Source organism: Klebsiella sp. C360, from assembly GCF_048822415.1.
GTDB lineage: Bacteria > Pseudomonadota > Gammaproteobacteria > Enterobacterales > Enterobacteriaceae > Klebsiella > Klebsiella quasipneumoniae.
The window spans coordinates 374,596-400,383 of record NZ_JBMEZZ010000002.1 but is presented as its reverse complement, the minus strand read 5'-3'; the positions used below and the strand labels follow the sequence as shown (position 1 = coordinate 400,383).

The following is a 25,788-nucleotide window of genomic DNA, read 5'->3' as shown; positions in this document are numbered from 1 at the left end:
GTAGCAGACGATCGGGGTTCCATCCGGTACAAATGCAAAGTTATAAGAGAGCTTCATGATCGACCGCAAATTATTAGTAAAGCACTAACCTGCGGAATTGCCAGCAAATTCCCCCCCTCTATCAGGCGATAAAGCCGGATCGCTACACCTGGCAATACTGCAGAAAACGTTGTAATGCTTTGGAAATATGCTTCTGCCGGTGGTGGATCCGCCACAGCGTGCGCGTCAGCCGGGGCAGCGGCACTTTCAGCTCCGCCAGCGTGCCGGAGGCCAGCTGTTCGGCAATCACCCGCCGCGATAAGCAGCTGATCCCCAGCCCATGGCGCACCGCGTGTTTGATCGCCTCCGAGTTGCCCAGCTCCATCCCCAGGTGAAACGCCGGCAGATGCGACAGCAGAACGTAATCGACAATCTCCCGGGTGCCAGACCCATGCTCGCGCAGGATCCACGGCGCCTCGGCCAGTTGCTGCAGGGTCACCTCCCCCGCCAGCAGCGGCGAGTCAGGCGCGGCAAACACCACCAGCTCATCTTCCAGCCACGGCTCGGCGATAATATCGGCGGCATGGCACGGCCCCTCGATCAGACCGAAATCCACCCGCAGGTCGGCAACGGCGTTGATCACGTCCAGGCTGTTGCCCACGCTCAGCTCAACCGGCAGATCCGGGAAGTCATGGCGATAGCGGGCAATGATCTCCGGCATAATATAGTTGCCGATGGTGCTGCTGGCGTAGACCCGAATCGCCCCGTTGTCGCCGCGAAACAGCTGCTCGATCTCCAGGGCCCGCTCCAGCAACGCCAGGGCGCGCGGATAGAGCAGCCGTCCATGCTCATTGACCACCAGCCGCTTGCCGACGCGGTCGAACAGCTGTACGCCAAGCTGCCCTTCCAGATCGGTCAGCGCGGCGCTGACCGCCGATTGCGAAAGCGCCAGCATCTGTGACGCCTGAGTGGTCGACCCACTCTTATGGACTTCGGCGAACACTTCCAGCTGCCGCAGCGTAATATGCATAACCCACCCGTTTAGTAATCCAGTCTGAATAACCTTCCTTACTATGGTGACACAAATCGAGGCGGCTGACGGAAGGAAAATCCCCTTACGTCACAAAATCATCGTCTTGCTGACAAGAGCAGCTCGCTTGCGCGCCTCACTCCCCTGCCCCGTTGTCCCCGGCGAAGCGGCCATTAACCACTTATTACGATTGATTATAAACATATAATCAATTTTATATTTAATCCCGCGCGGCGTAACCTTTAGGCAGACAAAGGAGAAGGTTATGACAGCACTCACTTTACCCACCAAACATCGTTCCCTGTGGCATTTTGTCCCAGGCCTGGCGCTGACCGCCGCCCTGACCGGCGCCGCCCTGTGGGCCGGTAGCTTCCCGGCCATCGCCGGGGCGGGCTTCAGCGCCCTGACCCTCGCTATTCTGTTCGGGATGGTCGTCGGTAACACGGTCTATCCGAAAATCTGGCAGCCCTGCGACGGCGGGGTGATCTTCGCCAAACAGTATCTGCTGCGCCTGGGGATCATCCTCTACGGCTTCCGCCTGACGTTCGCCCAGATTGCCGACGTCGGCGTGAGCGGTATTTTGATTGACGTTCTGACGCTCTCCAGCACCTTTTTCATCGCCTGCTTCCTGGGCCAGAAAGTGTTTGGGCTCGATAAGCACACCAGCTGGCTGATCGGCGCCGGCAGCAGCATCTGCGGCGCGGCGGCAGTGCTCGCCAGCGAGCCGGTGGTCAAAGCCGAAGCCAGTAAAGTGACCGTCGCCGTCGCCACGGTGGTGATCTTCGGTACCATCGCCATCTTCCTCTACCCGGCGATGTACCCGCTGCTGGCGCACTGGTTTACCCCGGAGACCTACGGGATCTATATGGGTTCCACCATGCATGAAGTGGCGCAGGTCGTCGCCGCCGGCCATGCGGTCAGCCCGGATGCGGAGAACGCCGCGGTTATCGCTAAAATGCTGCGCGTGATGATGCTGGCCCCGTTCCTGCTGTTCCTGGCGGCGCGTGTTAAACAGCTGACCCCGGCGGGTAACGGTGAGAAAAGCAAAATCACCATTCCGTGGTTTGCCATTATGTTCATCCTGGTGGCGGTGTTTAACTCCTTCCATCTGCTGCCGAAAGCGGTTGTGGAGATGCTGGTGACGCTGGATACCGTCCTGCTGGCGATGGCGATGGCCGCTCTTGGGGTGACCACTCACGTCAGCGCCCTGAAAAAAGCCGGGGCGAAACCGCTGCTGATGGCGCTGATGCTGTTCGTCTGGTTGATTGTCGGCGGCGGGGCCATTAACGTCGCCATCCACAGCCTGATGGCATAAAGCACTACATCTTTCTCCAGTTAAGCCGCTATCATTACCCACCCCCCAGCGGCTTTAACTGGAGTTTTTTTATGAAATACGTAGGAGCGCACGTGAGCGCCTCAGGTGGACTGGCCAATGCCGCCATTCGCGCCGCCGAAATCGAAGCAACCGCCTTCGCCCTCTTCACCAAAAATCAGCGCCAGTGGCGCGCCGCGCCGCTCAGCGACCAGACCATCGCCGAATTCAAAGCCGCCTGTGAAAAGTATCACTTTGGCCCCGGACAGATCCTGCCGCACGACAGCTACCTGATTAACCTCGGCCACCCGGTGGAAGAGGCGCTGGAAAAATCCCGTGACGCCTTCATCGATGAGATGACCCGCTGTCAGCAGCTGGGGCTGACGCTGCTCAACTTCCACCCCGGCAGCCATCTGCAGCAGATCCCGGAGGAAGAGTGTCTGGCGCGCATCGCCGAATCGATCAATATCGCGCTGGCGAAGACCGAAGGCGTCACCGCGGTTATCGAAAATACCGCCGGCCAGGGCAGCAACCTGGGCTTTAAGTTCGAGCACCTCGCAGCCATCATCGACGGCGTGGAAGATAAAACCCGCGTCGGCGTCTGCATCGATACCTGCCACGCCTTCGCCGCCGGCTATGACCTGCGCAGCGCCGAAGCCTGCGAGAAGACCTTTGCCGACTTCGACCGTATCGTCGGCTTTCAGTATCTGCGCGGCATGCATCTCAACGATGCCAAGAGCGCCTTCGGCAGCCGGGTCGACCGTCACCATAGTCTGGGGGAGGGCAACATCGGCCACGATTGCTTCAGCTGGATCATGCAGGACAACCGCTTCGACGGCATTCCGCTGATTCTGGAAACCATCAACCCGGATATCTGGGCGGAAGAGATAGCCTGGCTGCGGGCGCAGCAGATCGCCGAAGTGGCGTAAATAGAGACATAAAAAAAGGGCCGAACAGTCGGCCCTTTTTTATTGCGGAGAGATTATGCCGCTTTTTCGACTTCCGCTACCTGCGCTTCCGGGCGTTTCAGCACCGCGTAGGAGAGGCCCGCCACCAGCGTCCCGGCAACAATCGCCAGCAGGTAGCCCAGCACTGGCGTAATCGCCCCCGGGATCAGCAGAACAAACAGCCCGCCGTGCGGCGCCATCAATTTCGCGCCAATCGCCATCGAGATAGCGCCGGTTACCGCACCGCCGACGATACAGCAAGGCAGCACACGCATCGGGTCACGGGCGGCAAAAGGAATCGCCCCTTCAGAGATAAAGCACAGGCCGAGAACCAGCGCGGCTTTACCCCCTTCCCGCTGCCCTTTGTCGAACTTATTGCGGGCAACCAGCGTCGCGATACCCATCGCCAGCGGAGGCACCATACCGGCCGCCATGATCGCCGCCATCGGCGCGTAGGTCTGGGTACTCAGCAGGCCAACGCCGAAGGCATAGGCCGCCTTGTTCACCGGGCCGCCCATGTCAGTACACATCATCGCGCCGAGGATCGCGCCCAGCAGAACCGCGTTGGCGGTGCCCATGGTTTGCAGCCAGTGGGTCAGCCAGGCGAGGATACCGGCGACCGGTTTACCAATCAGGTAGATCATCGCCAGGCCCACGATCAGGCTGGAGACCAGCGGAATGATCAGTATCGGCTTCAGCGCTTCCATACTCTGCGGCAGTTTCAGCTTAGTGCTGATGGCTTTCGCCACGTAACCGGCAAGGAAACCGGCAATGATCCCGCCGATAAAGCCGGAGCCGCCGCTGACCGCCAGCATACCGCCGATAAGACCCGGGGTCAGACCCGGACGGTCGGCAATGGAGAAGGCGATAAAGCCCGCCAGCACCGGCACCATCAGCGCGAAGGCCGAGCCGCCGCCGATTTGCATCAGCGCCGCCGCGAGGGTGTCTTTCACTTCAAACGCTTTGATCCCGAAGGCAAAGGAGAGCGCGATACACAGGCCGCCCGCCACCACCATCGGCAGCATGTAGGAGACGCCGGTCAGCAGGTGGCGGTAGGCGCCCGCCGACTCTTTTTTACCTTCGCCAGCAGCCTGAGGTTTACCGGAAGGCTGGTACGGTTTGGCTTCAGCCACCGCTTTGTCCAGCTCCTGGGCGGTTTTCTTCAGCGCCAGACCAGTGGTGGTGCGATACATCGGCTTGCCGGCGAATTTCGCCAGGTCGACTTCGATATCGGCGGCGACGATCACCAGATCCGCCTCGGCCACCTCTTCCGGGGTGATAGCATTGCCCGCGCCGACGGAGCCGCGGGTTTCCACTTTCACCCACCAGCCGCGTTTTTTGGCTTCGGTTTCAATGGCTTCAGCCGCCATAAAGGTATGGGCAACGCCGGTCGGACAGGCGGTGACCGCGACAATACGTTTCGGTCCGCCGGTAGCCGCCGGGACTGCCGCGGCGGCAGGCGCCGCGTACGGCGTCGCGTGGCCTTTGGCTTCGCTGAGGAACAGCTCCGGGTGCGCCACGGCGCGATTAATATCGCCAAGGTAGACCTGTTTGCCGTTCAGCGCGCTGTCAGTGGGCAGCGCCGACCCGAGAACAATCACCAGTTCGGCGTCGTTCGGATTATCAATCAGTTCAAGGTGCGCTTTTGGCGCTGCGGCACCCAGCAGGGTTTTCGCCATATAGGCGCGCGCCTGTCCGAGTCCGGCATCAATAATCAGCAGCGTTTTCATTATGCCTCTCCTGCTGTCAATTAAAGGGTTGTAAGTCGACGCGCGCCATCATCGCGGCCAACTGGGTACGGTCGGTGATCCCGACGTTGCTCTGGCTGACGGCCAGGGCAGCGACGGCGGTCGCCAGGCGCAGGGTATGCTCGCTGGATTCACGCATCAGCAGGCCGTAAATCAGGCCGCCGACCATCGAATCGCCGGCGCCAACGGTGCTGACCACTTCGACTGAAGGCGGTTTGGCAATCCACTCGCCGGAGGCGTTCACCCACAGCGCGCCCTCTTCGCCCAGGGAAATCACCACGTGGGCGATCCCCTGCTCGCGCAGCGCATGGGCGGCGTCGATAACGTCTTTCATCTCCGGCAGCTTACGGCCAGCCCAGATCTCCAGCTCGCGACGGTTCGGTTTCACCAGCCACGGCGCCGCTTTCAGTCCGGCAACCAGCGCTTCGCGGCTGCTGTCGAAAATGATGCACGGGCACTGGCTGCGCAGACGGGTCATCCAGTCGGTAAAGGCCTCCGGGCTGACGCCGGACGGCAGGCTGCCGCTGACGCAGACCATATCGAACTGCCCCAGCCAGCTCAGGGAGTCGTTGACGAAGCGTTCCCAGTCGCCTGGGGTCACTTCAAAGCCGGAGAAGTTGAAATCGGTCACTTCGCCATCTTTTTCCGTCAGCTTAACGTTGATGCGGGTCCGGCCCTGCACCACCTGGAAACGGTTGGCGATCCCCAGCTCGCTGAACAGCTGCTGAAAGCCATCCTGGTTGTCTTTCCCCAGGAAGCCGCCGACGGTGACGTCAATGCCAAGATCTTTCAGCACTTTCGCCACGTTGATGCCTTTCCCGGCGGCGTGCAGGCCGGTGGTACGCACCAGGTTCACTTCACCGCGCTCGATCTCCGGGGTGAAGCCCACCAGATCGTACGCCGGGTTTAAAGTAATGGTTGCTACACGTCTGCTCATTTATGCGCCCTCCCCAAGGCCTGCGGCGATCGCTTCGCCAATCGCATCCAGCGCTTGTTGCGCATCCTCACCCTGCGCGGTAAAGCGCAGACGGTGACCTTTTTTCACACCCAGCGCCACGACCTTCATCAGGCTGCGGCCGTTGGCCGGCTTGCCGGAACCGTCGAGGTTAGTGACGGTGACGTCGCTGGAAAATTGTTTAATGGTGTTGACCAGCATGGTGCCCGGACGGGCATGCAGGCCGTGCTCATTGCGCACCACGAATTCGGCGCTCAGCACATCTTCGGCAATCGCGTCGTCGCTGGTCAGCAGCGCCAGCACGGTGGCGGCGTCGGCTTTCAGCAGATGGTCAGCTTTCTTGTCCAGCAGCAGCTTGCTCAGGCGTTTCAGCACCGCGGTTGGCTGATCGTCGGTCATCGCCACCGTAACCAACAGGGAAACCGGCTGGTCGTCGCGGGTGAAGGCGGCGGCGGCGCGGCTGACCGCCACGGCGCTGCGCAGATTGCCTTCGGCGCTGTCGTTCAGCCAGATGCCCTGACCGAGGTTCAGCGGCGTATCGTTAATGACGTGGCTAACGAAAGCGGAATCCACAGCGCCTGCTTCTTTCAGACGCGCGGCGTTCAGCGCCTGCAGGGTCAGCAGATCGCTGGCCGCGACGTCGAGACTCAGGGTCTCGTTGTCCAGCTTCAGCGCTTCGCTCTGCTTCTCCCCCATCAGCAGCGCACGCAGCTCTTCCGCGGTGGTGGCGGACTGCAACTGGGCGGCGACCGCGTCATCGCTCAGCACATGGGTCAGCTGACGCAGCAGGCCGAGGTGTTCGTCTGAGCTGGCGGCAATCCCGATCGCCACATAGGCGGTCTGCCCTTCGCCCCAGGTGACGCCCTGCGGGAACTGAAACACCTGAACGCCGGTCTTCAGCACCTGGTCACGCGTATCCGTCGTGCCGTGCGGGATCGCGATCCCGTTGCCGAGGAAGGTCGAGGTCTGCTGCTCGCGCTCCAGCATGCCGTTCACGTAGCCATCGGCCACGTTGCCGGCGCTGACCAGCGCGGCGGCGACCTGCCGGATGGCCTCTTCTTTATTACCGGCCTGCTGGCCGGGATGAATATCCTGCACAGATAACTGGAACATGGTTCTCCTCTCCTGCTGAATTGAATCGTTTCAGCTAACTTGAGAAAAAAGGCGCCATCTGACGGTGAACGATATGCCGAATGACGCTGAAACGTTTCAAGAATTTTGTACCTTTCTTGCTCAACGCGCAAGGTACGTCAGCGACTTGATTGCAGAACTTAGAGGTACTGCACACTTTTGCTGAAGCCCTGGCGCCTGGCCGCGGTAAACGTCAGCTTTTTGCTGAACCCTCTATTTTGAAACGCCTTTTTAATTATTCGTGCCATACTACTGTTTATTTTCAGCCAGCAGGCGTAAACTCCGCGCCGTCTCCTGAAACTACAGAAAACCAAACACATGGAAAACCGAAGCGCCGCCCTTCCCCGACGCGGGTTCGATGTCACCTCTTCCGCCTTCCTGATCGTCGCCTTTCTGACGGGCATTGCCGGGGCGTTGCAAACGCCGACCCTGAGCCTGTTTCTGACCAATGAAGTGCATGTCCGCCCGGCGATGGTGGGTTTCTTTTTTACCGGCAGCGCCGTCATCGGCATTCTGGTCAGCCAGTTCCTCGCCGGACGTTCTGACCGTCAGGGCGATCGCAAGCAGCTGATTGTCGTCTGCTGCCTGCTGGGGGTGCTGGCCTGCGTGCTGTTTGCCTGGAACCGGAACTATTTCATTTTGCTGTTCATCGGCGTATTCCTTAGCAGCTTTGGTTCGACCGCCAACCCGCAGATGTTCGCCCTCGCGCGCGAGCATGCCGACAAAACCGGCCGCGAAGCGGTGATGTTCAGCTCCATTTTGCGCGCCCAGGTCTCCCTGGCCTGGGTGATTGGTCCCCCGCTGGCCTATGCGCTGGCGATGGGGTTTGGCTTTACCGCGATGTACCTCAGCGCCGCGGCGGCGTTTATCGTCTGCGGGATCATGGTCTGGCTGTTCTTGCCCAGCATGCGCAAAGCGAAGGCGGTGGCGACTGGCCGGCTGGAAGCCCCGCGCACGCACCGCCGCGATGCGCTGCTGCTGTTCAGCATCTGCACGCTGATGTGGGGCACCAACAGCCTGTACATCATTAATATGCCGCTGTTTATCATTAACGAGCTGCATCTGCCGGAGAAGCTGGCCGGCCTGATGATGGGGACCGCCGCCGGGCTGGAAATTCCCACCATGCTGATTGCCGGTTACTACGCCCGGCGCTTCGGTAAACGCTTTCTGATGCGCCTTTCCGCGGTGGCTGGGGTGCTGTTTTATGTGGGCATGCTGACGGTGCATACGCCGGCGCTGCTGCTGGCGATGCAGGTGCTGAACGCCATCTATATCGGGATCCTCGCCGGGATTGGCATGCTTTATTTCCAGGATTTGATGCCCGGGCAGGCGGGCGCGGCCACCACCCTCTACACCAATACTACCCGCGTCGGCTGGATCATCGCCGGCTCACTGGCGGGCGTGGTGGCAGAGATCTGGAGCTATCATGCGGTGTTCTGGATAGCGCTGGTTATGGGGATCGCCACGCAGGCCTGCCTGTGGCGGATCAGAGACGTATAGATAAGGTTGCCCGGCCGGAGCCGGGCAGTGGAGATTAGTGATCCAGATAGAGATAATGCAGCCAGCTGGTCATGCGCAGCAGAACCTTGCGCATAATCGACACATGGGCAAAATAATCGGTATATACCGCCGCCTGGGCGCTGACCCCGTCCGGTAAATGTTCCACTTCCGGATGGGGATCGAGGTCGATCAGCACGTAAATGCCCTCTTTCCCCGCCCCGGCGTTCAGCCCCTGCAGAGCGCCGCTGGCCTGATAGCTGCCGTCCGGGACGGTCGGCAACACGCGCGATACCTTACCGCTGTAGACGCTGCCCGGCAGACCGTTAAACACCACCTCCGCGCTGTCCCCGGCCGTCAGACGCAGGACCGAGTTCTGACGGAATACCGCCACCACCTGGCGCTTTTGCTGGGGAATAAACACCAGCACCGGCTTGAAGGGCAGACGCACCGCGGTCATCCCCGGCCGCGCCAGAAGCTGGGTGACGTAGCCGTCGCTCGGCGCGCGAATCACGGTTTGCGCCAGATTATACTCCGCCTCAAGGATCTGCGATTTCAGGCTGGCAATATTGGCATCCAGCCCGTGGTAGCGGCCGGATACCTGCTCTCTGGCGTTTTGTAATTGCGCTTTCGCCGCCTGCAGGACCGCCGCCTGGATCTGCACCTGCTGCCTCGCGTGAGTCACATCCTGTTCCGAAAAAGGATTCACCGGCATGGCCGCCCCCTGAGCATAGCGCTGGTCGTCGCGGGTGACCCGGTCGTACTCCGCCTGCGCCTGCTGTACTCTGGCACGGGCATCGTCAATGGTCGCCTGCTTCGCCCGCAGCGTGGCCTCTTCGGCCGCCAGATCGGCTTTCAGCTTGTTCAGCCGCGCGCGGTAGCGGGTATCGTCGATGCGGAACAGCAGTTCGCCCTTCTTCATTAACACATTGGTTTTACTGGTAACCTCCACCACCTCGCCTGATACCTGGGGCACCATCGGAATGGAGACGACAATTTTTTGCGCTCGCATCGTATAGGGGTGGTTATAGTTCATCGTTAATATTAACGCGCCAACGACCACTATTCCGCCTAATATCGCTGTCGGGATTGTCCATTTATTTACTGGAATGCGAAATATCTTAAACACGCCCCAGGCAATGGCGACATAGCAAAGGATAATTAATAGATCCATATTATTTCTCGCTATTCTCCGCCGACGCCTGCTGGCTGTTTTTTAACGCCGCTTCAAGTAACGCAATGCGTTTTTCCAGCTCCGCTCGCTGCTGATGTCCCTCGGACTGCGAAGCCATCCCCCAGCCACGATCGGGCCGGTACAGCGTGGCCCAGATCCACAGGAAAGGCCAGATAGCATGCAGGGTAAACAGGCTTATCCAGCCCGCCACATGAATCGCGTCCTGATGGGGGTGCTGGCGTTTTTGCGCGATATGATAGGGAATATCGTGGATAATAATTACTCCATAAAACAGTATGAGAAAAACCAGTATTAATACAAACAAAGCAAAATAATTAAGCAGCATGGTGCATATACACTCAGTAAGCCAGCGGGAAGATCGTTATTTTTAATGACATCGAGAACCACAAAAGAAGCAATAAAACGCACAGGTTTCCTTAAATAACCGACTGTTCACGGCAAAGGCCATCATACGTTCAGCAGATCAATAAATCACATGGCAATTCCGCTAAACTGGTATATCATTTTTGATATACCATCAATATCAGGCAGCGATAAGATGTTGAAAGACTTTAAAATGGATGAACTGAGGATCCTCTGCGCCATCGCCGAAACCGCCAGCGTAAGCCGGGCAGCACAGCGCCTGAATATGCCCCAGTCTAACGTCTCACGGACGCTGACCAGCGTGGAGCGGAAAGTCGGCCTGGCCATTTTTCTGCGCACCGCCAGGGAACTGGTGCGTACCGAGTTCGGCGAGCAGTTTATTCACGCCAGCAGCGCCGTTCTTGAGCAGCATGAGCAGCTTATCAACCTCGCCGACCGTTATAAAAACACGCTGCAGGGCGTCGTCACCCTTGGGGCGCCCATCGGCATCCACCAGTTTCTCGGGCGCTATATTCTGCCGGCGCTAAGAAAAACGCTGCCGGAGCTGCAGATCAATCTGGTCACCCGCAACGCCAGCGAGCGGGAACAGAAATACGGCGCCATTTTCAATAGCGACTGCGATCTGCTGATAAGCCCCTTTAAGCCACAGAATGAAAACCTTATCGCCCGCCCCTTCACCCGCTTTCGCACCGGCGTCTTCGCCTCCCCGGATTACCTGGCGCAACACCCTATCGCCGAGCCGGAGGCGCTGGTGGATCATGAGTGCATCACCCTGCGCATGCTGGGCGGCAGCGACAATATCTGGACCTTCAAAAGCAAAAACGGCAAACCGCTCAATCTCACGGTAAAGGGGGGATTCGTGTGCGATAACACGCTGCCGGCGGTGGAGCTGGCGAAGCTGGGGATGGGGATCGTTTATGCGCCCTACTATTCACTCGCCACCGAGCTGGCGGCAGGACAGCTGGTTCCCTGTCTGAAGAAGGAGCGCTGCATCGATCTGCAGGCCTGGCTTATCTACCAGCGACGGGACATTCTTCCGCTACGCGTCCAGGCGCTGCTGGACGGCCTCAGCGTCCATATCAAAAACCTGTCTCATTTGCTGCTTTAAGCTCAGGGCGCGGTGGCCAGCTCAAGCTCCAGCAGCCAGGTGATGGCGTCATCACGATGAGTGAAGCACATCTCCGGCGAGGGCTGCAGGCTGGCGCACACCTTCGGACGCAGTGGGGAGCCAAAAATCAGGCACAGATTGTGCTCGGAGAGCTGAATACAGCGGGTATTGGCCGGCTTGCCCTGCGGCATACCGGGGATCGGCGAGGATATAGAGGGGGCAATGCAACATGCGCCACAATCAGTACGACATTCCACAACCCAGCTCCCAAACGCTCATTTTGCGCCACAGCCTAAACGTTTTGCCAGAAGATAGCAAAACTCGCGAATTCCACTTGCCTGAACGCCCGGGCGCGAGTAGTTTTACGCGATATTTTTGACTCGTTAAGTGACAGGATTACTGCAATGCCAAGAGCGAATGAAATTAAAAAAGGTATGGTGCTGAATTACAACGGCAAGCTGCTGATTGTAAAAAATATCGATATTCAGTCACCCAGCGCCCGCGGTGCTGCGACACTGTATAAAATGCGCTTCTCCGATGTGCGTACCGGCCTGAAAGTAGAAGAGCGCTTCAAAGGCGACGATATCGTCGATACCGTGACCCTGACCCGCCGTTTCGTTGACTTCTCCTATGTCGATGGCAACGAATACGTGTTCATGGATAAAGAAGACTACACCCCTTACACCTTCACGAAAGAGCAGATCGAAGAAGAGCTGCAGTTTATTCCGGAAGGCGGCATGCCGGATATGCAGGTGTTGACCTGGGACGGCCAGCTGCTGGCGCTTGAGCTGCCGCAGACCGTGGACCTGGAAATTATCGAAACCGCGCCGGGTATTAAAGGGGCATCCGCCAGCTCCCGCACCAAGCCCGCCACCATGAGCACCGGCCTGGTGATTCAGGTGCCGGAATACCTGACCACCGGTGAGAAAATCCGCATTCATATCGAAGAGTGCCGCTATATGGGCCGCGCGGATTAATTTTCCGTGACGAGTTGACCAGAAAAAAGGACAGCCGCTGGCTGTCCTTTTTGTTATCCCCGTTGCCGCGATTACAGCAGTTCAGGGTATTTGGTCATCTTCAGCGCCAGCTCCACGCCGCGCACTTCCGCCATCCCCTTGAGACGGCCAATCGCCGAATAGCCTGGGTTGGTTTTCTTGCGCAGATCGTCCAGCATCTGATGACCATGATCCGGACGGAACGGGATCGGGCGCAAATCGCCGGCCTGTTTACGCCGCTGCTCTTCACGCAGAATCGCATCCACCACCGCCACCATATTGACGTCGCCGCTAAGGTGCGCCGCCTCGTGGAAGGTTTTCGGGTTCGCCTCGCGGCAGGTGGCGCGCAGATGGGTAAAGTGGATGCGATCGCCAAAGGTTTCCACCATCTTCACCAGATCGTTATCGGCGCGGACGCCATAGGATCCGGTGCACATGGTAAAGCCGTTATTGATGCTGTCCACTGTCTCTTTCAGCCACTGCATATCTTCGATGGTCGACACGATACGCGGCAGGCCCAGGATCGGCCGCGGCGGATCGTCCGGATGCACTGCCAGTCGGATCCCCACCTCTTCGCACACCGGTACGATGGCCCGCAGGAAATAGGCCATATTTTCGCGCAGCTGCGCTTTATCGATGTGGTCATATTCCGCCAGGCGCGCGCGGAACTGGTCGAGGGTGTAGCCCTCTTCCGCCCCCGGCAGGCCGGCGATGATATTGCGGGTCAGTTTCTCAATGTCCGCTTCGCTCATCGCCTTATAATACGCCTCGGCCTGGCGCTGCTCTTCTTCGCTGTAATCCGCTTCCGCCCCCGGGCGTTTGAGGATATGCAGCTCAAAGGCGGCGAAGGCGATCTGATCGAAACGCAGCGCCCGGGAGCCGTCCGGCAGCTCATATTCCAGATCGGTGCGCGTCCAGTCGAGGATCGGCATAAAGTTGTAGCATACGGTATCGATGCCGCAGGCCGCGAGGTTGCGGATGCTCTGCTGATAGTTGGCAATCCAGGTCGCATACTGCCCGCTGTGGGTTTTAATATCCTCGTGCACCGGAATGCTTTCGACCACCGACCAGGTCAGCCCTTTCGCCGCTAACAGCGCCTGACGCTCTTTAATCTCGTCGACCGGCCAGACCTGACCGTTTGCAATATGGTGCAGCGCAGTGACGACCCCGGTCGCCCCCGCCTGTCGTACATCATCAAGCGATACCGGATCGTTCGGCCCATACCACCGCCAGGTTTGCTCCATCGCTATGCCCTCACAAAAGTTGTTATACCAATAATGGCGACAATCATGACGACTACCATACATGTTTCTCGTCAGGCTGCAAACAGAGCCGGCGCATTGATTGATCCAGCTCACAGTCAGCGGATAATTTCGGCTTACCAATTTAATTTCCTGTCATATAACTTTAGACTGGCAATGTTAATAAGCAGTTAAACAGGTGTGTAAAGAATGACAACAATTGCAACCGCTACGCTACCGGAAAACGTGCAACGTCCTCAGTACGATCGCAGCCAGCTCCGCTCGCGTATTGTCCATTTCGGCTTTGGCGCGTTTCATCGCGCGCACCAGGCGCTGCTGACCGATCGCGTGCTGAATAACATCGGCGGCGACTGGGGGATCTGCGAAATCAGTCTGTTCAGCGGCGATACGCTGATGAGCCAGCTTCGCGAACAGGACCACCTGTTTACCGTACTGGAAAAAGGCGCCGACGGTAATCAGCCCATTGTTATCGGCGCGGTACACGAATGCCTGAACGCCAGGCTCGATTCGCTGGCGGCGATTATCGAGAAATTTTGCGAGCCGCAGGTAGCGATTGTCTCGCTGACCATCACGGAAAAAGGCTATTGCATCGATCCGGCGACCGGCAAGCTGGATCCGACGCATCCGCGTATCGTTCACGATCTGGAAAATCCGACGCTGCCGCAGTCGGCTCCCGGTATTTTAGTTGAAGCGCTGGCCCGCCGCCGGGAACGGGGCCTGTCGCCCTTTACCGTGCTCTCCTGCGATAACATTCCCGACAACGGCCACGTGGTGAAAAATGCCGTCCTCGGCATGGCGGAAAAACGCAGTCCGGCGCTGGCGAGCTGGATCGGCGACAACGTCAGCTTCCCGGGCACCATGGTGGATCGCATTGTTCCCGCCGCCACCACGGAGTCGCTGGCGGAAATCGCCGCCGTGCTGGGGGTGGAAGATCCCTGCGCCATCAGCTGCGAACCCTTCATTCAGTGGGTGGTCGAAGACCACTTTGTCGCCGGGCGCCCCGCCTGGGAGACGGCGGGCGTGCAGATGACCGACGACGTGCTGCCCTGGGAGCAGATGAAGCTGCGGATGCTCAACGGCAGTCACTCTTTCCTCGCCTGGCTTGGCTATCTGGCAGGTCATGCGCACGTCAGCGACTGCATGCAGGATGAGGTCTTCCGCCGCGCCGCCCGTCAGCTGATGCTTGACGAACAGGCCCCGACGCTGACCATTACCGGTGTCGATCTGGCGGCCTATGCCGACAGCCTGATCGCGCGCTTCAGCAACCCGGCGCTCAAACACCGTACCTGGCAAATCGCCATGGACGGCAGCCAGAAGCTGCCCCAGCGTATGCTCGACGGTATTCGCGTGCATCTTGAGCGCGGCAGCCGCTGGCCGCTGCTGGCCCTCGGCGTAGCCGGCTGGATGCGCTACGTCAGCGGTACGGACGATGCCGGTCAGGCCATCGACGTCCGCGATCCGCTGGTGGACAAGATCCAGCAGCGGGTGGCGCAGAGCAATGAGCAGCAGCGCGTTGACGCCCTGCTGGGTCTGGAGGAAATATTTGGCCGCGACCTGCCGCGCAACGCGCAGTTTGTCGCCGGGATCCGCGCCGCCTGGCAGCAGCTGGCGATGCACGGCGCCCGCGAGGCGGTTGCCCGCGCGCTCAATTCTTAACAATATTTGCGCTTATGCGGACAGAATTTCCTTCTGTCCGCCTCAGGACTTCTCTTTTCCCTCTTTTTTCGTCAGGATAGGCGTAACTGTTACAACATTACATTTATCCTGGAGAAAAGAGTGACCAGAACCAATTTGATCACCGGCTTTCTCGGCAGCGGTAAGACGACCTCGATTCTTCATCTGCTGGCGCAGAAGCCTGCGGATGAAAAATGGGCCGTACTGGTTAACGAGTTTGGCGAAGTCGGGATAGACGGCGCCCTGCTGGCCGACAGTGGCGCCCTGCTCAAGGAGATCCCCGGCGGCTGCATGTGCTGTGTCAATGGCCTGCCGATGCAGGTCGGGCTGAATACCCTGCTGCGCCAGGGGAAACCCGATCGTCTGTTGATTGAGCCCACCGGACTTGGCCATCCAAAGCAGATCCTCGATATCCTCACCGCGGCGGTGTATGAACCCTGGATCGATCTGCGCGCGACCCTGTGCATTCTCGATCCGCGTCAGCTACTGGACGAGAAAGCGGTCAACAACGACAACTTTCGCGACCAGCTGGCGGCGGCGGATATCATCGTGGCCAATAAAAGCGATCGGGAAACGCCCGAAAGCGCTCAGGCGTTTGTCGACTGGTGGCAACGCTGGGGCGGCGATCGCCGCCAGGTGTCGGCGACCCAGGGTAATATCGACCTGGCCCTGCTTGATGAACCGCGGCGCAATACCGCCCCGCTGCCGGCGAGCGCGGAGCACGCCCACCGCCATCCCCCCACAGCCGGTCTCGCCGCCCTTAGTCTGGCGGAACACCAGCGCTGGCGCCGCCACCTTAACAGCGGCCAGGGCTATCAGGCCTGCGGCTGGATCTTCGACGCGGAAACGGTCTTTGACACCATCGCCCTGCTGGAGTGGGCCCGTCTGGCGCCGGTGGCGCGCGTCAAAGGTGTGCTGCGCATTGCCGAAGGGGCGGTGCGGATCAACCGCCAGGGCGAGGATCTGCATATCGAGACCCTTAGCGTCGCCCCGCCCGATAGCCGCATCGAGCTTATCTCCGCTCATGAAGCCGACTGGAACGCGCTCCAGACCTCATTGTTGAGGCTTCGTTTAAGTTAAGGCGGCTAAGGTTGCCGCCGACTGTCACAAAATCGCAATGGCTATGATGAAAAACCGAATTCCTTTAATCCTGCTGCTTAACATCGCGGGTGTGGCGCTATTTTGCTCCTGGTATCTGCCAGCCAACCACGGCGGGTGGGCGCCGGTAGACGCCGCGATCTTCCATTTCTTTAACCATGGCGTCAGCGTCAGCCGCGCTTACGCCTGGCTGCTGGCGATCATCAACAATCGCGCCTTCGACGCCTGCTCGCTGCTGGCGATGGGTTGCCTGATGCTCAGCTACTGGCTCAAGGCGCCGGCGGCAGGCCGTCGTCAGATCGCTATTATGGGCGTGGTGATGCTGCTGGCGGCGGTGATCATCAACCAGCTGGCGCAGCACCTGATGCCGGTTCAGCGCGCCAGTCCGTCGCTGTTTTTCAGCGATGTCACCCGCGTCAGCGACGTCGTTAACTTCCCCACTAAGGATGCTTCCAAGGACAGCTTCCCCGGCGATCATGGGATGATGCTGCTGATCTTCGCGAGCTTTATGTGGCGCTATTTTGGCCGCCGCGCGCTGACCGTGGCGCTGGTGATATTTGTGGTCTTTGCTTTCCCGCGGGTGATGATTGGCGCCCACTGGTTCAGCGATATTGCCGTCGGCTCTCTGACCGCCGTGCTGATTGGCGCGCCCTGGGTATTGATGACGCCGCTGAGCGATAAACTGATCGCCTTTTTCGATCGCTACTTACCCGGCGGAATATCGGCCAAATAAAGCCGCGGGCCGCCGCCAGGGGCATTATCTATAAGGGGACCTTTTGGGTCCCTTTTTTCAATTGTCCTTTTTTTCAACATTACGTTCATCTTCTTGTCACATTAATCCCGTGACAAATGAAGGAATTGTCTGTTTTTTGCCCGTAATTGCCGCAATTTTGTCCTTTCCCGATGATTCACTTTTTGTCACCAAAATACTTATAAGAAATCGCGCAAAACCGCTCGCCATGCGGCGTTTGATAGGGTAATCTCGTTCTCGTTTTGCCTTTTCCGCAACATTAATTCAGGCCCTGAATAAAATTGTGCGTGACTGCACAAATTTAAGCTTAAGGAATTGTCTCATTGCGGATGGGTATTTAGGCTCTAACACGTTTGGCATTTTTTATAACGACATTGTCGTTAAGGACAACAAGGGAAAATAAACAGCATGGTCAAATCTCAGCCGATTTTGAGATACATCTTGCGGGTAGCCCCCGCGATTGCAGTAGCGGTTCTGCTTTCCGCGTGTAGTTCAACAAGTACCGCCAGGAATATGCATTCTGAGACGCATGCTGTGGGTAGTGGCGATTTATCATCACTGCAAGCCTCTCAGGATGAATTTGAAACGATGGTCCGTAACCTGGACGTGAAGTCCCGTTTAATGGATCAGTATGCCAGCTGGAAAGGCGTGCGTTACCGCCTCGGCGGCAGCACTCGCAAAGGTATCGACTGCTCGGCGTTCGTGCAGCGCACCTTCCGCGAACAATTTGGTCTGGAACTGCCGCGTTCAACTTCTGAACAGCAGGAAACCGGAAAATCGATTTCCCGTACCCAGCTGCGTACTGGCGATCTGGTTCTGTTCCGCGCCGGCTCTACCGGCCGCCATGTCGGGATCTACCTCGGCAACAACCAGTTTGTTCACGCCTCTACCAGCAGCGGAGTGACCATCTCCAGCATGGATGAGCCATACTGGAAAAAGCGCTACAACGAAGCGCGTCGAGTCCTGAGCCGCTCGTAAACTGTCCTCTACCGCCGCCGGTTATCCCTTGGCTGGAAGCGGGATAAAAAACACTGCCCCGGCAGTGTTTTTTTTTGCCACCTGATTCTGAACGACGCAAAATAAGCTATGTCTTTTAAGTGGGAATGAGAAAAACGACGACTGACAACCCGTTGCTGCGCATCAATAACACGGAAAGACTATAGCTATGCTGACTCGCTACTTTTCGCCCCAGCGTAAAACCTGGCTAACCAGCCTGTGCGTGGGAATTATCGTCGCGCTACTGGCTGGCAGCATTCAATTTATGGTGATTTACCATAACCGGGCGGAGCGTTTCGACGCCATTATCAACAACGTTAATACCTATCTGAAGCGCTATTTTCACGACCTGCGCCAGACCATCGACGGCCTGCAGCCGCTGGTGGACCAGCCCTGCGAGAATATTGACTCCGGGCTTACCTCCCATGCCGCGTTCAGCCCCAACGTCCGCGCTTTCCTGCTGGTCAAAAACGGCGTGGCCTTTTGCTCCTCGGCAACCGGCGCCATGAATACTCCCCTCACCCAGCTGATCCCGGCCATTGATATCCGCAAACCCCTTGATATGGCGATTTTGCCAGGCACGCCGATGATGCCGAAGAGCGCGGCGCTGGCGCTATGGGTAGGCAAACCCGGTGATGAAAACAGCGGCATTTTCGTGTCGATTAACGCCAATCTCACGCCGTATATCCTCTATTCCGCACGGCAGAATGATTTCAGCGGTATTGCGCTGGTCATCGGCCACACCGCTATCTCCACCTTCAGTAACCGGCTGGTGGATCCGCAAACGCTGCATAACGTGCCTATCCGCGAAGTGCAGATCGACGGTTTCCCCCTCAAGGTCTACCTGTATGCCAACAGCTGGCTGGCGGAAAATACGCAGTTTGCTCTGCTGCTCGGGGTGGTGTGCGGCCTGCTGGCGGGGCTGCTCTGCTATTACGTGCTGTCGATCAAATCCGATCCGCGAAAATCCATCCTGCTGGGGATCAAAAACAACCAGTTCTACGTCGTCTATCAGCCGGTGGTGAATGCCCAGACTCTGCGTATCAGCGGCGTGGAGGTCCTGATGCGCTGGCGCCATCCGGTGGTGGGCGAAATTCCTCCTGACGTCTTTATTAACCTCGCGGAAACCCAGCAGATGATCGTGCCGCTGACCGATCACCTGCTGGCGCTGATCGCCCGCGACGCGCCGGCGCTGAAGCGTATTCTGCCGCACGGCGTCAAGCTGGGGCTCAATATTTCCCCCGCCCATCTTCAGGCCGACAGCTTCCGCGACGATATGCTGCGCTTCGCCGCCGCGCTGCCCGCCAGCCATTTTCACGTGGTGCTGGAGGTCACAGAGCGGGCGATGATTGACAAAGAAAAATCGGTCGCTAACTTCGCCTGGCTGCACCAGCACGGTTTTGAAATCGCGATCGATGATTTTGGCACCGGGCATAGCGCGTTGATCTATCTCGAACGCTATAACTTCGATTATCTGAAGATCGATCGCGGCTTTGTGCAGGCGATCGGCACCGAAACCGTCACCTCGCCAGTGCTGGATGCGGTGCTGACCCTCAGCCGTCGGCTGAAATTGATGACCGTTGCCGAAGGGGTGGAGACCCAGGAGCAGGCGGAGTGGCTCCGCGCTCAGGGAGTGCATTTCCTGCAGGGGTACTGGATCAGCCGGCCGCTGTCGCTGGCGGCGCTAGTGGCCGCGCACGATGAACCCGCGAATTATTTCACAACGCGTTAAGTCTCACTTATGATGCGGGAACAGAAGTCGGCCACGGGGGCCGGCTATGACAGGGTATTCTGCCGCCTATGTATGCGCGACTTTTTCTGCTTCTGCTTGCTCTGTTTAGCCTGAGCGCTAAAGCGCAATCCATTCAGGAAAGCGTCGCCTTCGCGATTATCGGCGAACCCAAATACGCCGCCGGTTTCAGCCATTTTGATTATGTTAATCCACAGGCGCCGAAAGGCGGCACCCTCACCCTGGCGGCGATCGGCACCTTTGACAACTTCAACCGCTACGCGCTGCGCGGCAATCCCGCGGTACGCACTGAGGCGCTCTACGATCCCCTGTTCACCACCTCGGATGATGAGCCCGGCAGCTACTATCCGCTGATTGCCGAACGGGCGCGCTACGCCGGGGACTATTCATGGATGGAGATCGCCCTCAACCCGCGCGCCCGTTTTCACGACGGCACGCCAATCACCGCCCGCGATGTCGCTTTTACCTTTAATAAGTTTATGACCGAAGGGGTGCCGCAGTTCCGCCTCTTTTATAAAGGCACCACCGTGAAGGCCATCGCGCCGTTGACCGTGCGTATCGACCTCGGCCAGCCCGGTAAAGAGAACATGCTGAGCCTGCTGAGCCTGCCGGTGATGCCCGAGGCGTTCTGGCGTCATCACAAACTCAGCGACCCGCTGTCAAAGCCGCCGCTGGCCAGCGGGCCCTACCGCATCAGCGCCTGGCGGATGGGACAGTATATTACCTATTCCCGGGTCGCCGACTACTGGGCGGCCGACCTGCCGGTCAACCGCGGTCGCTGGAACTTCGATACGCTGCGCTATGACTATTATCTTGACGACAACGTCGCTTTCGAAGCCTTTAAAGCCGGGGCCGTCGACCGCCGGGAAGAGACGGTCGCCAAAAACTGGGCCACCCGCTACGTCGGCCGCAACTTCAGCCGCGGCTACATCATTAAAGAGGAGTATGCCAACACCTCGGCGCAGGATACCCAGTGGCTGGCGTTCAATATTCAGCGCCCGGTATTCGCCGATCGCCGGGTGCGGGAGGCCATTACCCTGGCGTTTGATTTTGAATGGATGAACAAGGCGCTGTTTTACAGCGCGTATCAGCGCGCCAACAGCTATTTCCAGAACACCGAATATGCCGCCCGCAGCCTGCCCGACGCGGCCGAGCTGGCCCTGCTGACGCCGATGAAAAACGAACTGCCCCCCGAGCTCTTCAGCCAGGTGTACCAGCCGCCGGTCTCCCGCGGCGATGGCTTCGACCGCGCCAACTTACTCCAAGCCGACGCCCTGCTTAACGCGGCGGGCTGGACGGTGAAGAACCAGCGCCGGGTTAACGCCGCCACCGGCAAGCCGCTGCGCTTTGAACTGCTGATGCCGGCCGGAAGCAATGACCGCTGGGTGCTGCCGTTTCAGCACAACCTGCAGCGCCTGGGGATCGTCATGGATATTCGTCAGGTGGATAACTCGCAGTACAGCAACCGCCGCCGCAGCCGCGATTACGACATGATGCCGAGCCTGTGGCGCGCCATGCCCTGGCCGGGGACTGACCTGCAAATCTCCTGGGCGTCGGACTATATTCACTCCAGCTACAACGCGCCGGGGGTGCAAAGTCCGGTGGTGGATAAACTGATTGCGCAGATCCTGCAGTGGCAGGGTAATAAGCAGAAGCTGATCCCGCTTGGCCGGGCGCTGGACCGCGTCCTCACCTGGAACCACTACATGTTGCCGATGTGGTATATGGCGCAGGACCGCACCGCGTGGTGGAATAAATTCTCGTTCCCCCAAACCCGCCCCATTTATTCGTCCGGCCTTGATACCTGGTGGTATGACGCGAAAAAAGCGGCCACCCTCCCCGCGGACAGACGCTAAGGACATACCATGGGCAGCTACCTGATCCGCCGTTTGCTGTTAGTGATCCCCACCCTGTGGGCCATCATTACCATTAACTTTTTTATTGTACAGATCGCTCCCGGCGGCCCGGTCGACCAGGCCATCGCCGCCATCGAATTTGGTCAGCACGGCGGAATGCCAGGCGCCGGCGACGGCGGGATGGGCGCCAGCCATGCCCGCACCGGCGCCGGCAATATCAGCGAGGGTCACTATCGCGGGGGGCGCGGCCTCGATCCGGAAGTCATCGCCGAGATCACCCACCGCTACGGCTTCGACAAACCGCTGCACGAACGCTACCTGAAGATGCTGGGCGATTATCTGCGCTTTGATTTTGGCGACAGCCTGTTTCGCAGCGCCTCCGTGCTGCAGCTGATTAAAGACAGCCTGCCGGTCTCGGTGAGCCTCGGGCTGTGGAGCACGCTGATCATCTATCTGGTCTCCATTCCGCTGGGCATCCGCAAAGCCGTCAGCAACGGCAGCCGCTTTGACATCTGGAGCAGTACGCTGATTATCATTGGCTATGCGATCCCCGCCTTTCTGTTCGCCATTCTGCTGATCGTGATTTTCGCCGGCGGCAGCTATTTCGACCTCTTCCCGCTGCGCGGTCTGGTCTCGCCAAACTTCGACACCCTCCCGTGGTATGAAAAGATCCTCGACTATCTGTGGCACATCACCCTGCCGGTGCTGGCGACGGTGATCGGCGGCTTTGCCGCCCTGACCATGCTGACTAAAAACAGCTTCCTTGACGAGATCCGCAAACAGTATGTGGTCACCGCCCGCGCCAAAGGCGTCGGTGAGAAACAGATCCTTTGGGGACACGTGTTCCGCAACGCCATGCTGCTGGTGATCGCCGGTTTCCCGGCCACCTTTATCAGTATGTTCTTTACCGGCTCGCTGCTGATCGAAGTGATGTTCTCCCTGAATGGTCTGGGGCTGCTGGGCTATGAAGCGACGGTCTCCCGCGACTATCCGGTGATGTTCGGCACGCTCTATATTTTCACCCTGATCGGCCTGCTGCTGAATATCGTCAGCGATATCAGCTATACGCTGGTCGACCCGCGTATTGATTTTGAGGGCCGCTAATGTCGTTCTTCAGTCCCGTTAATCAGGCCCGCTGGGCGCGCTTTCGCCACAACCGCCGCGGTTACTGGTCGCTGTGGCTGTTTTTAATCCTCTTCCTCTGCAGCCTGGGGGCTGAGCTGCTGGCCAACGATCGGCCGCTGCTGGTGCAGTACCGGGGCCAGCTGTACGTCCCGGTGTTAAAAAACTATACCGAGCAGACCTTCGGCGGCGCATTCGCCACCGCCGCCGACTATCAGGATCCCTGGCTGCAGCAGCAGCTGGCCAGCCACGGCTGGGCGCTTTGGCCGCCGGTGCGCTTCGGCGCGACGACGATCAATTTTGCCAGCACGGTTCCTTTTCCATCGCCGCCCTCGGCCAGCAACTGGCTCGGCACCGACGCCAACGGCGGCGATGTGCTGGCGCGGATCCTTTATGGGACGCGCATCTCGGTACTGTTCGGTCTGCTGCTGACGCTGTTCTCCAGCGTGCTGGGGGTGCTGGTCGGTGCGATACAAGGTTATTACGGCGGTAAAATCGACCTCTGGGGGCAGCGTTTTATCGAAGTCTGGTCCGGTATGCCGACGCTGTTTCTGATCATCCTGCTCTCCAGCGTCGTGCAGCCGGGCTTCTGGTGGCTGCTGGCGATCACCGTCCTGTTTGGCTGGATGACGCTGGTGGGCGTGGTGCGCGCTGAATTTCTCCGCACCCGCAACTACGACTATATCCGGGCGGCGCAGGCGTTAGGGGTCAGCGACCGGCAGATCATCCTGCGGCATATGCTGCCCAACGCGATGGTGGCGACCCTCACCTTCCTGCCTTTTATTCTCTGCAGCTCTATTACCACCCTGACGTCGCTGGATTTTCTCGGCTTCGGCCTGCCGCTCGGCTCGCCCTCCCTCGGCGAGCTGCTCCTGCAGGGCAAAAACAACCTGCAGGCGCCCTGGCTGGGCATTGCCGCGTTTCTCTCTGTCGCCGTGCTGCTGACGCTGCTGATTTTCATCGGTGAAGCGGTGCGCGACGCCTTTGACCCCAGTAAGGCGGTGTAATATGACCCACCCGCTGTTAGCTATCGACAATCTCTCTATCGCCTTTCGCCAGCAGGGGGAGACGCAGACCGTCGTGCATAATCTGTCGCTCGAGGTGGCGGCCGGCGAAACGCTGGCCCTGGTGGGGGAATCCGGCTCCGGTAAGAGCATCTCCGCCCTGTCGGTGCTGCGGCTGCTCCCTACCCCGCCGGCCAGCTACCCCAGCGGCGATATCCGTTTTCATGGCCAGTCGCTGCTGCATGCGGATGAGGCGACCCTGCGCGGCGTGCGCGGCAACCGGATCGCGATGATCTTTCAGGAGCCGATGGTGTCGCTCAATCCCCTGCATACCCTGGAAAAACAGCTCTACGAGGTGCTGTCGTTACACCGGGGAATGCGCAAAGAGGCGGCGCGCGGAGAGATCCTCGACTGCCTGGAGCGCGTCGGGATCCGTCAGGCGCCGCGGCGGCTGGCGGACTATCCGCACCAGCTCTCGGGCGGCGAGCGCCAGCGGGTGATGATCGCCATGGCGCTGCTGACGCGCCCGGAGCTGTTGATTGCCGACGAGCCGACCACCGCCCTCGATGTGTCAGTGCAGGCGCAAATTCTGCAGCTGCTGCGCGAGCTAAAGCGGGAGCTGAACATGGGGATGCTGTTTATCACCCATAACCTGAGCATCGTCCGCCAGCTGGCTGACCGGGTGGCGGTGCTGCAGAACGGCCGCTGCGTGGAGCACAATCACTGTCGGGCGCTGTTTAGCGCGCCGGCCCATCCTTACACCCAACGCCTGCTGGATAGCGAACCGGACGGCGAGCCGGTGCCGCTGGCCGCCGATGCCCCGGTGCTGCTGCAGGCGGAGGCGTTACAGGTGGCGTTCCCCATTCGCCGGGGGATCCTGCGTCGGGTGGTCGATCACCATCGGGTGGTCAATGATCTCCATTTCCAGTTACGGGCCGGCGAGGCGCTGGGTCTGGTGGGAGAATCGGGTTCCGGCAAAAGCACGACCGGTCTGGCGCTGCTGCGCCTGATCCCCTCCGAGGGCAAGATAACCTTTGCCGGCCAGCCGATTCAGGGACGCGGTCGCCGACAGCTGCTGCCGCTGCGCCGACAGATGCAGGTGGTTTTTCAGGATCCGAACTCGTCGCTCAATCCGCGCCTGACGGCGCAGCAGATCATTGAGGAGGGCCTGCGCGTCCACCAGCCGACGCTGACGGCGGCTGAACGCGAACAGGCGGTGATCCTTGCCATGCAGGAGGTCGGCCTCGACCCGGCCAGCCGCCAGCGCTACCCGGCGGCTTTCTCCGGCGGCCAGCGCCAGCGTATCGCCATCGCCAGAGCGTTAATCGTCAAGCCGCAGCTGATCGTCCTCGACGAGCCGACTTCCTCGCTGGATAAAACCGTTCAGGCGCAGATCCTGAATCTGCTGAAAGCATTACAGCTGAAGCATCAGCTGGCCTATATTTTTATCAGCCATGATTTAGGCGTGGTGCGCGCGCTGTGTCACCAGGTGATGGTGCTGCGGCAGGGAGTGGTGGTCGAACAGGGCGAGTGCCAGTCCGTCTTCAGCGCGCCCCGGCATGAGTATACCCGCCAGCTGCTGGCGCTAAGCTGACGGTCAGAAAGGGTTATTGCCGGAGAAGGGCTCGGCGATCGCCACGCCAAAGTTTTTCAGACGACAGGTGGCGGCAAACTCATCCTGCAGATTAACGAACAGGCAGGGCTCGCCTTCGCACTCCAGAACGGAACAGTCGACTTCGATGTCGCTTAACGCCTGGCTGAGCTTATGCATCACCGGCCAGGCTTTTTCACCGTCCGGACTCAGCAACTTCAGGGCGACGAGACTGTTTTCGTTCTGCGCGCCGTTTTGCGGAATCGGTTCAACTCTGGAACCCGCAAAACCGGCCAGCCAGCGATAGCTCTGCGGCAGACGGTGTACGATAGAGAGTTGTTGTGTATTCACGTGGTTTCCCCGGAAGCAAAAGGCTTCACAATAAATTTACATCAATATTAACACACTGTTGACAAATAGTCCT

The 25,788-nt window shown here is 59.3% G+C and carries 23 protein-coding genes; 14 read left to right on the top strand and 9 right to left on the bottom strand.

All coding sequences use genetic code 11. From position 1 onward, the window contains the following. Positions 1-142: 142 nt before the first annotated feature. Positions 143-1,009, bottom strand: coding sequence for a DNA-binding transcriptional regulator YeiE (gene yieE / locus ACOI7D_RS07960; RefSeq protein ID WP_004201638.1), 867 nt, complete (start codon positions 1,007-1,009; stop codon positions 143-145). A gap of 265 nt (positions 1,010-1,274) precedes the next feature. Between yieE and ACOI7D_RS07955 the strand changes: the two genes are divergently transcribed. Both ACOI7D_RS07955 and nfo read left to right on the top strand, forming a co-directional pair. Continuing rightward, a complete protein-coding gene (locus tag ACOI7D_RS07955; protein WP_044524219.1) occupies positions 1,275-2,324 on the top strand; it encodes a YeiH family protein in 1,050 nt (349 codons plus the stop codon). A 71-nt stretch (positions 2,325-2,395) separates the two neighbouring features. Beyond that, the gene (gene nfo / locus ACOI7D_RS07950; RefSeq protein ID WP_023290450.1) at positions 2,396-3,250 is read left to right on the top strand and encodes a deoxyribonuclease IV; all 855 of its coding nucleotides are present in this window, start codon (positions 2,396-2,398) and stop codon (positions 3,248-3,250) included. Positions 3,251-3,303: 53 nt separating this feature from the next. On the opposite strand, the gene fruA is transcribed toward nfo, so the two are convergent. Genes fruA through fruB form a run of 3 tightly spaced genes read right to left on the bottom strand, consistent with a single transcriptional unit; the run spans position 3,304 to position 7,084 of the window. After that, positions 3,304-4,998, bottom strand: coding sequence for a PTS fructose transporter subunit IIBC (fruA, locus tag ACOI7D_RS07945; protein WP_044524221.1), 1,695 nt, complete (start codon positions 4,996-4,998; stop codon positions 3,304-3,306). A gap of 16 nt (positions 4,999-5,014) precedes the next feature. Continuing rightward, positions 5,015-5,953 carry a 1-phosphofructokinase gene (gene fruK, locus ACOI7D_RS07940; RefSeq protein WP_002912941.1) on the bottom strand — a complete coding sequence of 313 codons (939 nt, stop codon included), beginning with the start codon at positions 5,951-5,953 and terminating at the stop codon, positions 5,015-5,017. After that, positions 5,954-7,084 carry a fused PTS fructose transporter subunit IIA/HPr protein gene (gene fruB / locus ACOI7D_RS07935; RefSeq protein ID WP_109547097.1) on the bottom strand — a complete coding sequence of 377 codons (1,131 nt, stop codon included), beginning with the start codon at positions 7,082-7,084 and terminating at the stop codon, positions 5,954-5,956. It abuts the gene before it with no gap. 336 nt (positions 7,085-7,420) lie between these two features. Here fruB and setB point away from each other — a divergent pair, with 336 nt between their 5' ends. Continuing rightward, entirely contained in the window at positions 7,421-8,602 is a 1,182-nt protein-coding gene (setB, locus tag ACOI7D_RS07930; protein WP_032453530.1) for a sugar efflux transporter SetB, read from the top strand. A gap of 34 nt (positions 8,603-8,636) precedes the next feature. Here the strand turns inward: setB and ACOI7D_RS07925 are convergent, their stop codons facing one another. Next, positions 8,637-9,773: an HlyD family secretion protein gene (locus tag ACOI7D_RS07925; protein WP_050533192.1), complete on the bottom strand. Its 1,137-nt coding sequence runs from the start codon at positions 9,771-9,773 to the stop codon at positions 8,637-8,639. A gap of 1 nt (position 9,774) precedes the next feature. Continuing rightward, entirely contained in the window at positions 9,775-10,119 is a 345-nt protein-coding gene (locus tag ACOI7D_RS07920) for a DUF3302 domain-containing protein (protein ID WP_032453532.1), read from the bottom strand. A 213-nt stretch (positions 10,120-10,332) separates the two neighbouring features. Between ACOI7D_RS07920 and ACOI7D_RS07915 the strand changes: the two genes are divergently transcribed. Then, positions 10,333-11,265, top strand: coding sequence for a LysR family transcriptional regulator (locus ACOI7D_RS07915; RefSeq protein WP_032453533.1), 933 nt, complete (start codon positions 10,333-10,335; stop codon positions 11,263-11,265). Positions 11,266-11,267: 2 nt separating this feature from the next. On the opposite strand, the gene ACOI7D_RS07910 is transcribed toward ACOI7D_RS07915, so the two are convergent. Further along, positions 11,268-11,522, bottom strand: a complete 255-nt coding sequence (locus ACOI7D_RS07910; protein WP_023290454.1) for a YkgJ family cysteine cluster protein — start codon at positions 11,520-11,522, stop codon at positions 11,268-11,270. 147 nt (positions 11,523-11,669) lie between these two features. On the opposite strand from ACOI7D_RS07910, the gene yeiP reads away from it, so the two are divergent. Beyond that, positions 11,670-12,242, top strand: coding sequence for an elongation factor P-like protein YeiP (gene yeiP / locus ACOI7D_RS07905; RefSeq protein ID WP_002912951.1), 573 nt, complete (start codon positions 11,670-11,672; stop codon positions 12,240-12,242). Between the two features lie 71 nt (positions 12,243-12,313). Here yeiP and uxuA read toward each other — a convergent pair whose 3' ends face one another. After that, positions 12,314-13,504 carry a mannonate dehydratase gene (uxuA, locus tag ACOI7D_RS07900; RefSeq protein WP_023290455.1) on the bottom strand — a complete coding sequence of 397 codons (1,191 nt, stop codon included), beginning with the start codon at positions 13,502-13,504 and terminating at the stop codon, positions 12,314-12,316. Between the two features lie 207 nt (positions 13,505-13,711). Here uxuA and ACOI7D_RS07895 point away from each other — a divergent pair, with 207 nt between their 5' ends. The 9 genes from ACOI7D_RS07895 to yejF all read left to right on the top strand — a co-directional run bounded on the left by ACOI7D_RS07895 (position 13,712) and on the right by yejF (position 25,367). Next, positions 13,712-15,178, top strand: coding sequence for a mannitol dehydrogenase family protein (locus tag ACOI7D_RS07895; protein WP_050533194.1), 1,467 nt, complete (start codon positions 13,712-13,714; stop codon positions 15,176-15,178). A gap of 120 nt (positions 15,179-15,298) precedes the next feature. Beyond that, entirely contained in the window at positions 15,299-16,276 is a 978-nt protein-coding gene (locus ACOI7D_RS07890; RefSeq protein WP_023290457.1) for a CobW family GTP-binding protein, read from the top strand. Positions 16,277-16,313: 37 nt separating this feature from the next. Continuing rightward, positions 16,314-17,027: a phosphatase PAP2 family protein gene (locus ACOI7D_RS07885; protein ID WP_072199019.1), complete on the top strand. Its 714-nt coding sequence runs from the start codon at positions 16,314-16,316 to the stop codon at positions 17,025-17,027. A gap of 426 nt (positions 17,028-17,453) precedes the next feature. Then, positions 17,454-18,023 carry a bifunctional murein DD-endopeptidase/murein LD-carboxypeptidase gene (gene mepS, locus ACOI7D_RS07880; protein ID WP_004201653.1) on the top strand — a complete coding sequence of 190 codons (570 nt, stop codon included), beginning with the start codon at positions 17,454-17,456 and terminating at the stop codon, positions 18,021-18,023. Positions 18,024-18,210: 187 nt separating this feature from the next. Beyond that, positions 18,211-19,773, top strand: a complete 1,563-nt coding sequence (locus ACOI7D_RS07875) for a cyclic di-GMP phosphodiesterase (RefSeq protein WP_050533196.1) — start codon at positions 18,211-18,213, stop codon at positions 19,771-19,773. 68 nt (positions 19,774-19,841) lie between these two features. Next, entirely contained in the window at positions 19,842-21,647 is a 1,806-nt protein-coding gene (locus tag ACOI7D_RS07870) for an extracellular solute-binding protein (protein WP_060590049.1), read from the top strand. Between the two features lie 9 nt (positions 21,648-21,656). Further along, positions 21,657-22,751, top strand: a complete 1,095-nt coding sequence (locus ACOI7D_RS07865; protein WP_004201658.1) for a microcin C ABC transporter permease YejB — start codon at positions 21,657-21,659, stop codon at positions 22,749-22,751. Continuing rightward, on the top strand, positions 22,751-23,776 hold the full coding sequence (locus ACOI7D_RS07860) for a microcin C ABC transporter permease (protein WP_050533198.1): 1,026 nt from the start codon (positions 22,751-22,753) through the stop codon (positions 23,774-23,776). The genes ACOI7D_RS07865 and ACOI7D_RS07860 overlap by 1 nt, the downstream gene beginning before the upstream one ends. Before the next feature lies 1 nt (position 23,777). Beyond that, a complete protein-coding gene (gene yejF, locus ACOI7D_RS07855) occupies positions 23,778-25,367 on the top strand; it encodes a microcin C ABC transporter ATP-binding protein YejF (protein ID WP_060590051.1) in 1,590 nt (529 codons plus the stop codon). Between the two features lie 3 nt (positions 25,368-25,370). Here yejF and ACOI7D_RS07850 read toward each other — a convergent pair whose 3' ends face one another. Next, on the bottom strand, positions 25,371-25,715 hold the full coding sequence (locus ACOI7D_RS07850) for a YejG family protein (RefSeq protein WP_002912974.1): 345 nt from the start codon (positions 25,713-25,715) through the stop codon (positions 25,371-25,373). Positions 25,716-25,788 lie beyond the last annotated feature (73 nt).

What these genes read in the sequence shown, in the direction of transcription:
- yejF (WP_060590051.1), top strand. Translation starts at nt 23,778, where the DNA reads ATGACCCACCCGCTGTTAGCTATCGACAATCTCTCTATCGCCTTTCGC.
- uxuA (WP_023290455.1), bottom strand. Translation starts at nt 13,504, where the DNA reads ATGGAGCAAACCTGGCGGTGGTATGGGCCGAACGATCCGGTATCGCTT.
- ACOI7D_RS07875 (WP_050533196.1), top strand. Translation starts at nt 18,211, where the DNA reads ATGCTGACTCGCTACTTTTCGCCCCAGCGTAAAACCTGGCTAACCAGC.
- ACOI7D_RS07895 (WP_050533194.1), top strand. Translation starts at nt 13,712, where the DNA reads ATGACAACAATTGCAACCGCTACGCTACCGGAAAACGTGCAACGTCCT.
- fruB (WP_109547097.1), bottom strand. Translation starts at nt 7,084, where the DNA reads ATGTTCCAGTTATCTGTGCAGGATATTCATCCCGGCCAGCAGGCCGGT.
- ACOI7D_RS07915 (WP_032453533.1), top strand. Translation starts at nt 10,333, where the DNA reads ATGTTGAAAGACTTTAAAATGGATGAACTGAGGATCCTCTGCGCCATC.
- yieE (WP_004201638.1), bottom strand. Translation starts at nt 1,009, where the DNA reads ATGCATATTACGCTGCGGCAGCTGGAAGTGTTCGCCGAAGTCCATAAG.
- ACOI7D_RS07865 (WP_004201658.1), top strand. Translation starts at nt 21,657, where the DNA reads ATGGGCAGCTACCTGATCCGCCGTTTGCTGTTAGTGATCCCCACCCTG.
- ACOI7D_RS07920 (WP_032453532.1), bottom strand. Translation starts at nt 10,119, where the DNA reads ATGCTGCTTAATTATTTTGCTTTGTTTGTATTAATACTGGTTTTTCTC.
- fruK (WP_002912941.1), bottom strand. Translation starts at nt 5,953, where the DNA reads ATGAGCAGACGTGTAGCAACCATTACTTTAAACCCGGCGTACGATCTG.
- mepS (WP_004201653.1), top strand. Translation starts at nt 17,454, where the DNA reads ATGGTCAAATCTCAGCCGATTTTGAGATACATCTTGCGGGTAGCCCCC.
- ACOI7D_RS07860 (WP_050533198.1), top strand. Translation starts at nt 22,751, where the DNA reads ATGTCGTTCTTCAGTCCCGTTAATCAGGCCCGCTGGGCGCGCTTTCGC.
- nfo (WP_023290450.1), top strand. Translation starts at nt 2,396, where the DNA reads ATGAAATACGTAGGAGCGCACGTGAGCGCCTCAGGTGGACTGGCCAAT.
- setB (WP_032453530.1), top strand. Translation starts at nt 7,421, where the DNA reads ATGGAAAACCGAAGCGCCGCCCTTCCCCGACGCGGGTTCGATGTCACC.
- ACOI7D_RS07955 (WP_044524219.1), top strand. Translation starts at nt 1,275, where the DNA reads ATGACAGCACTCACTTTACCCACCAAACATCGTTCCCTGTGGCATTTT.
- yeiP (WP_002912951.1), top strand. Translation starts at nt 11,670, where the DNA reads ATGCCAAGAGCGAATGAAATTAAAAAAGGTATGGTGCTGAATTACAAC.
- ACOI7D_RS07925 (WP_050533192.1), bottom strand. Translation starts at nt 9,773, where the DNA reads ATGGATCTATTAATTATCCTTTGCTATGTCGCCATTGCCTGGGGCGTG.
- ACOI7D_RS07885 (WP_072199019.1), top strand. Translation starts at nt 16,314, where the DNA reads ATGGCTATGATGAAAAACCGAATTCCTTTAATCCTGCTGCTTAACATC.
- fruA (WP_044524221.1), bottom strand. Translation starts at nt 4,998, where the DNA reads ATGAAAACGCTGCTGATTATTGATGCCGGACTCGGACAGGCGCGCGCC.
- ACOI7D_RS07870 (WP_060590049.1), top strand. Translation starts at nt 19,842, where the DNA reads ATGTATGCGCGACTTTTTCTGCTTCTGCTTGCTCTGTTTAGCCTGAGC.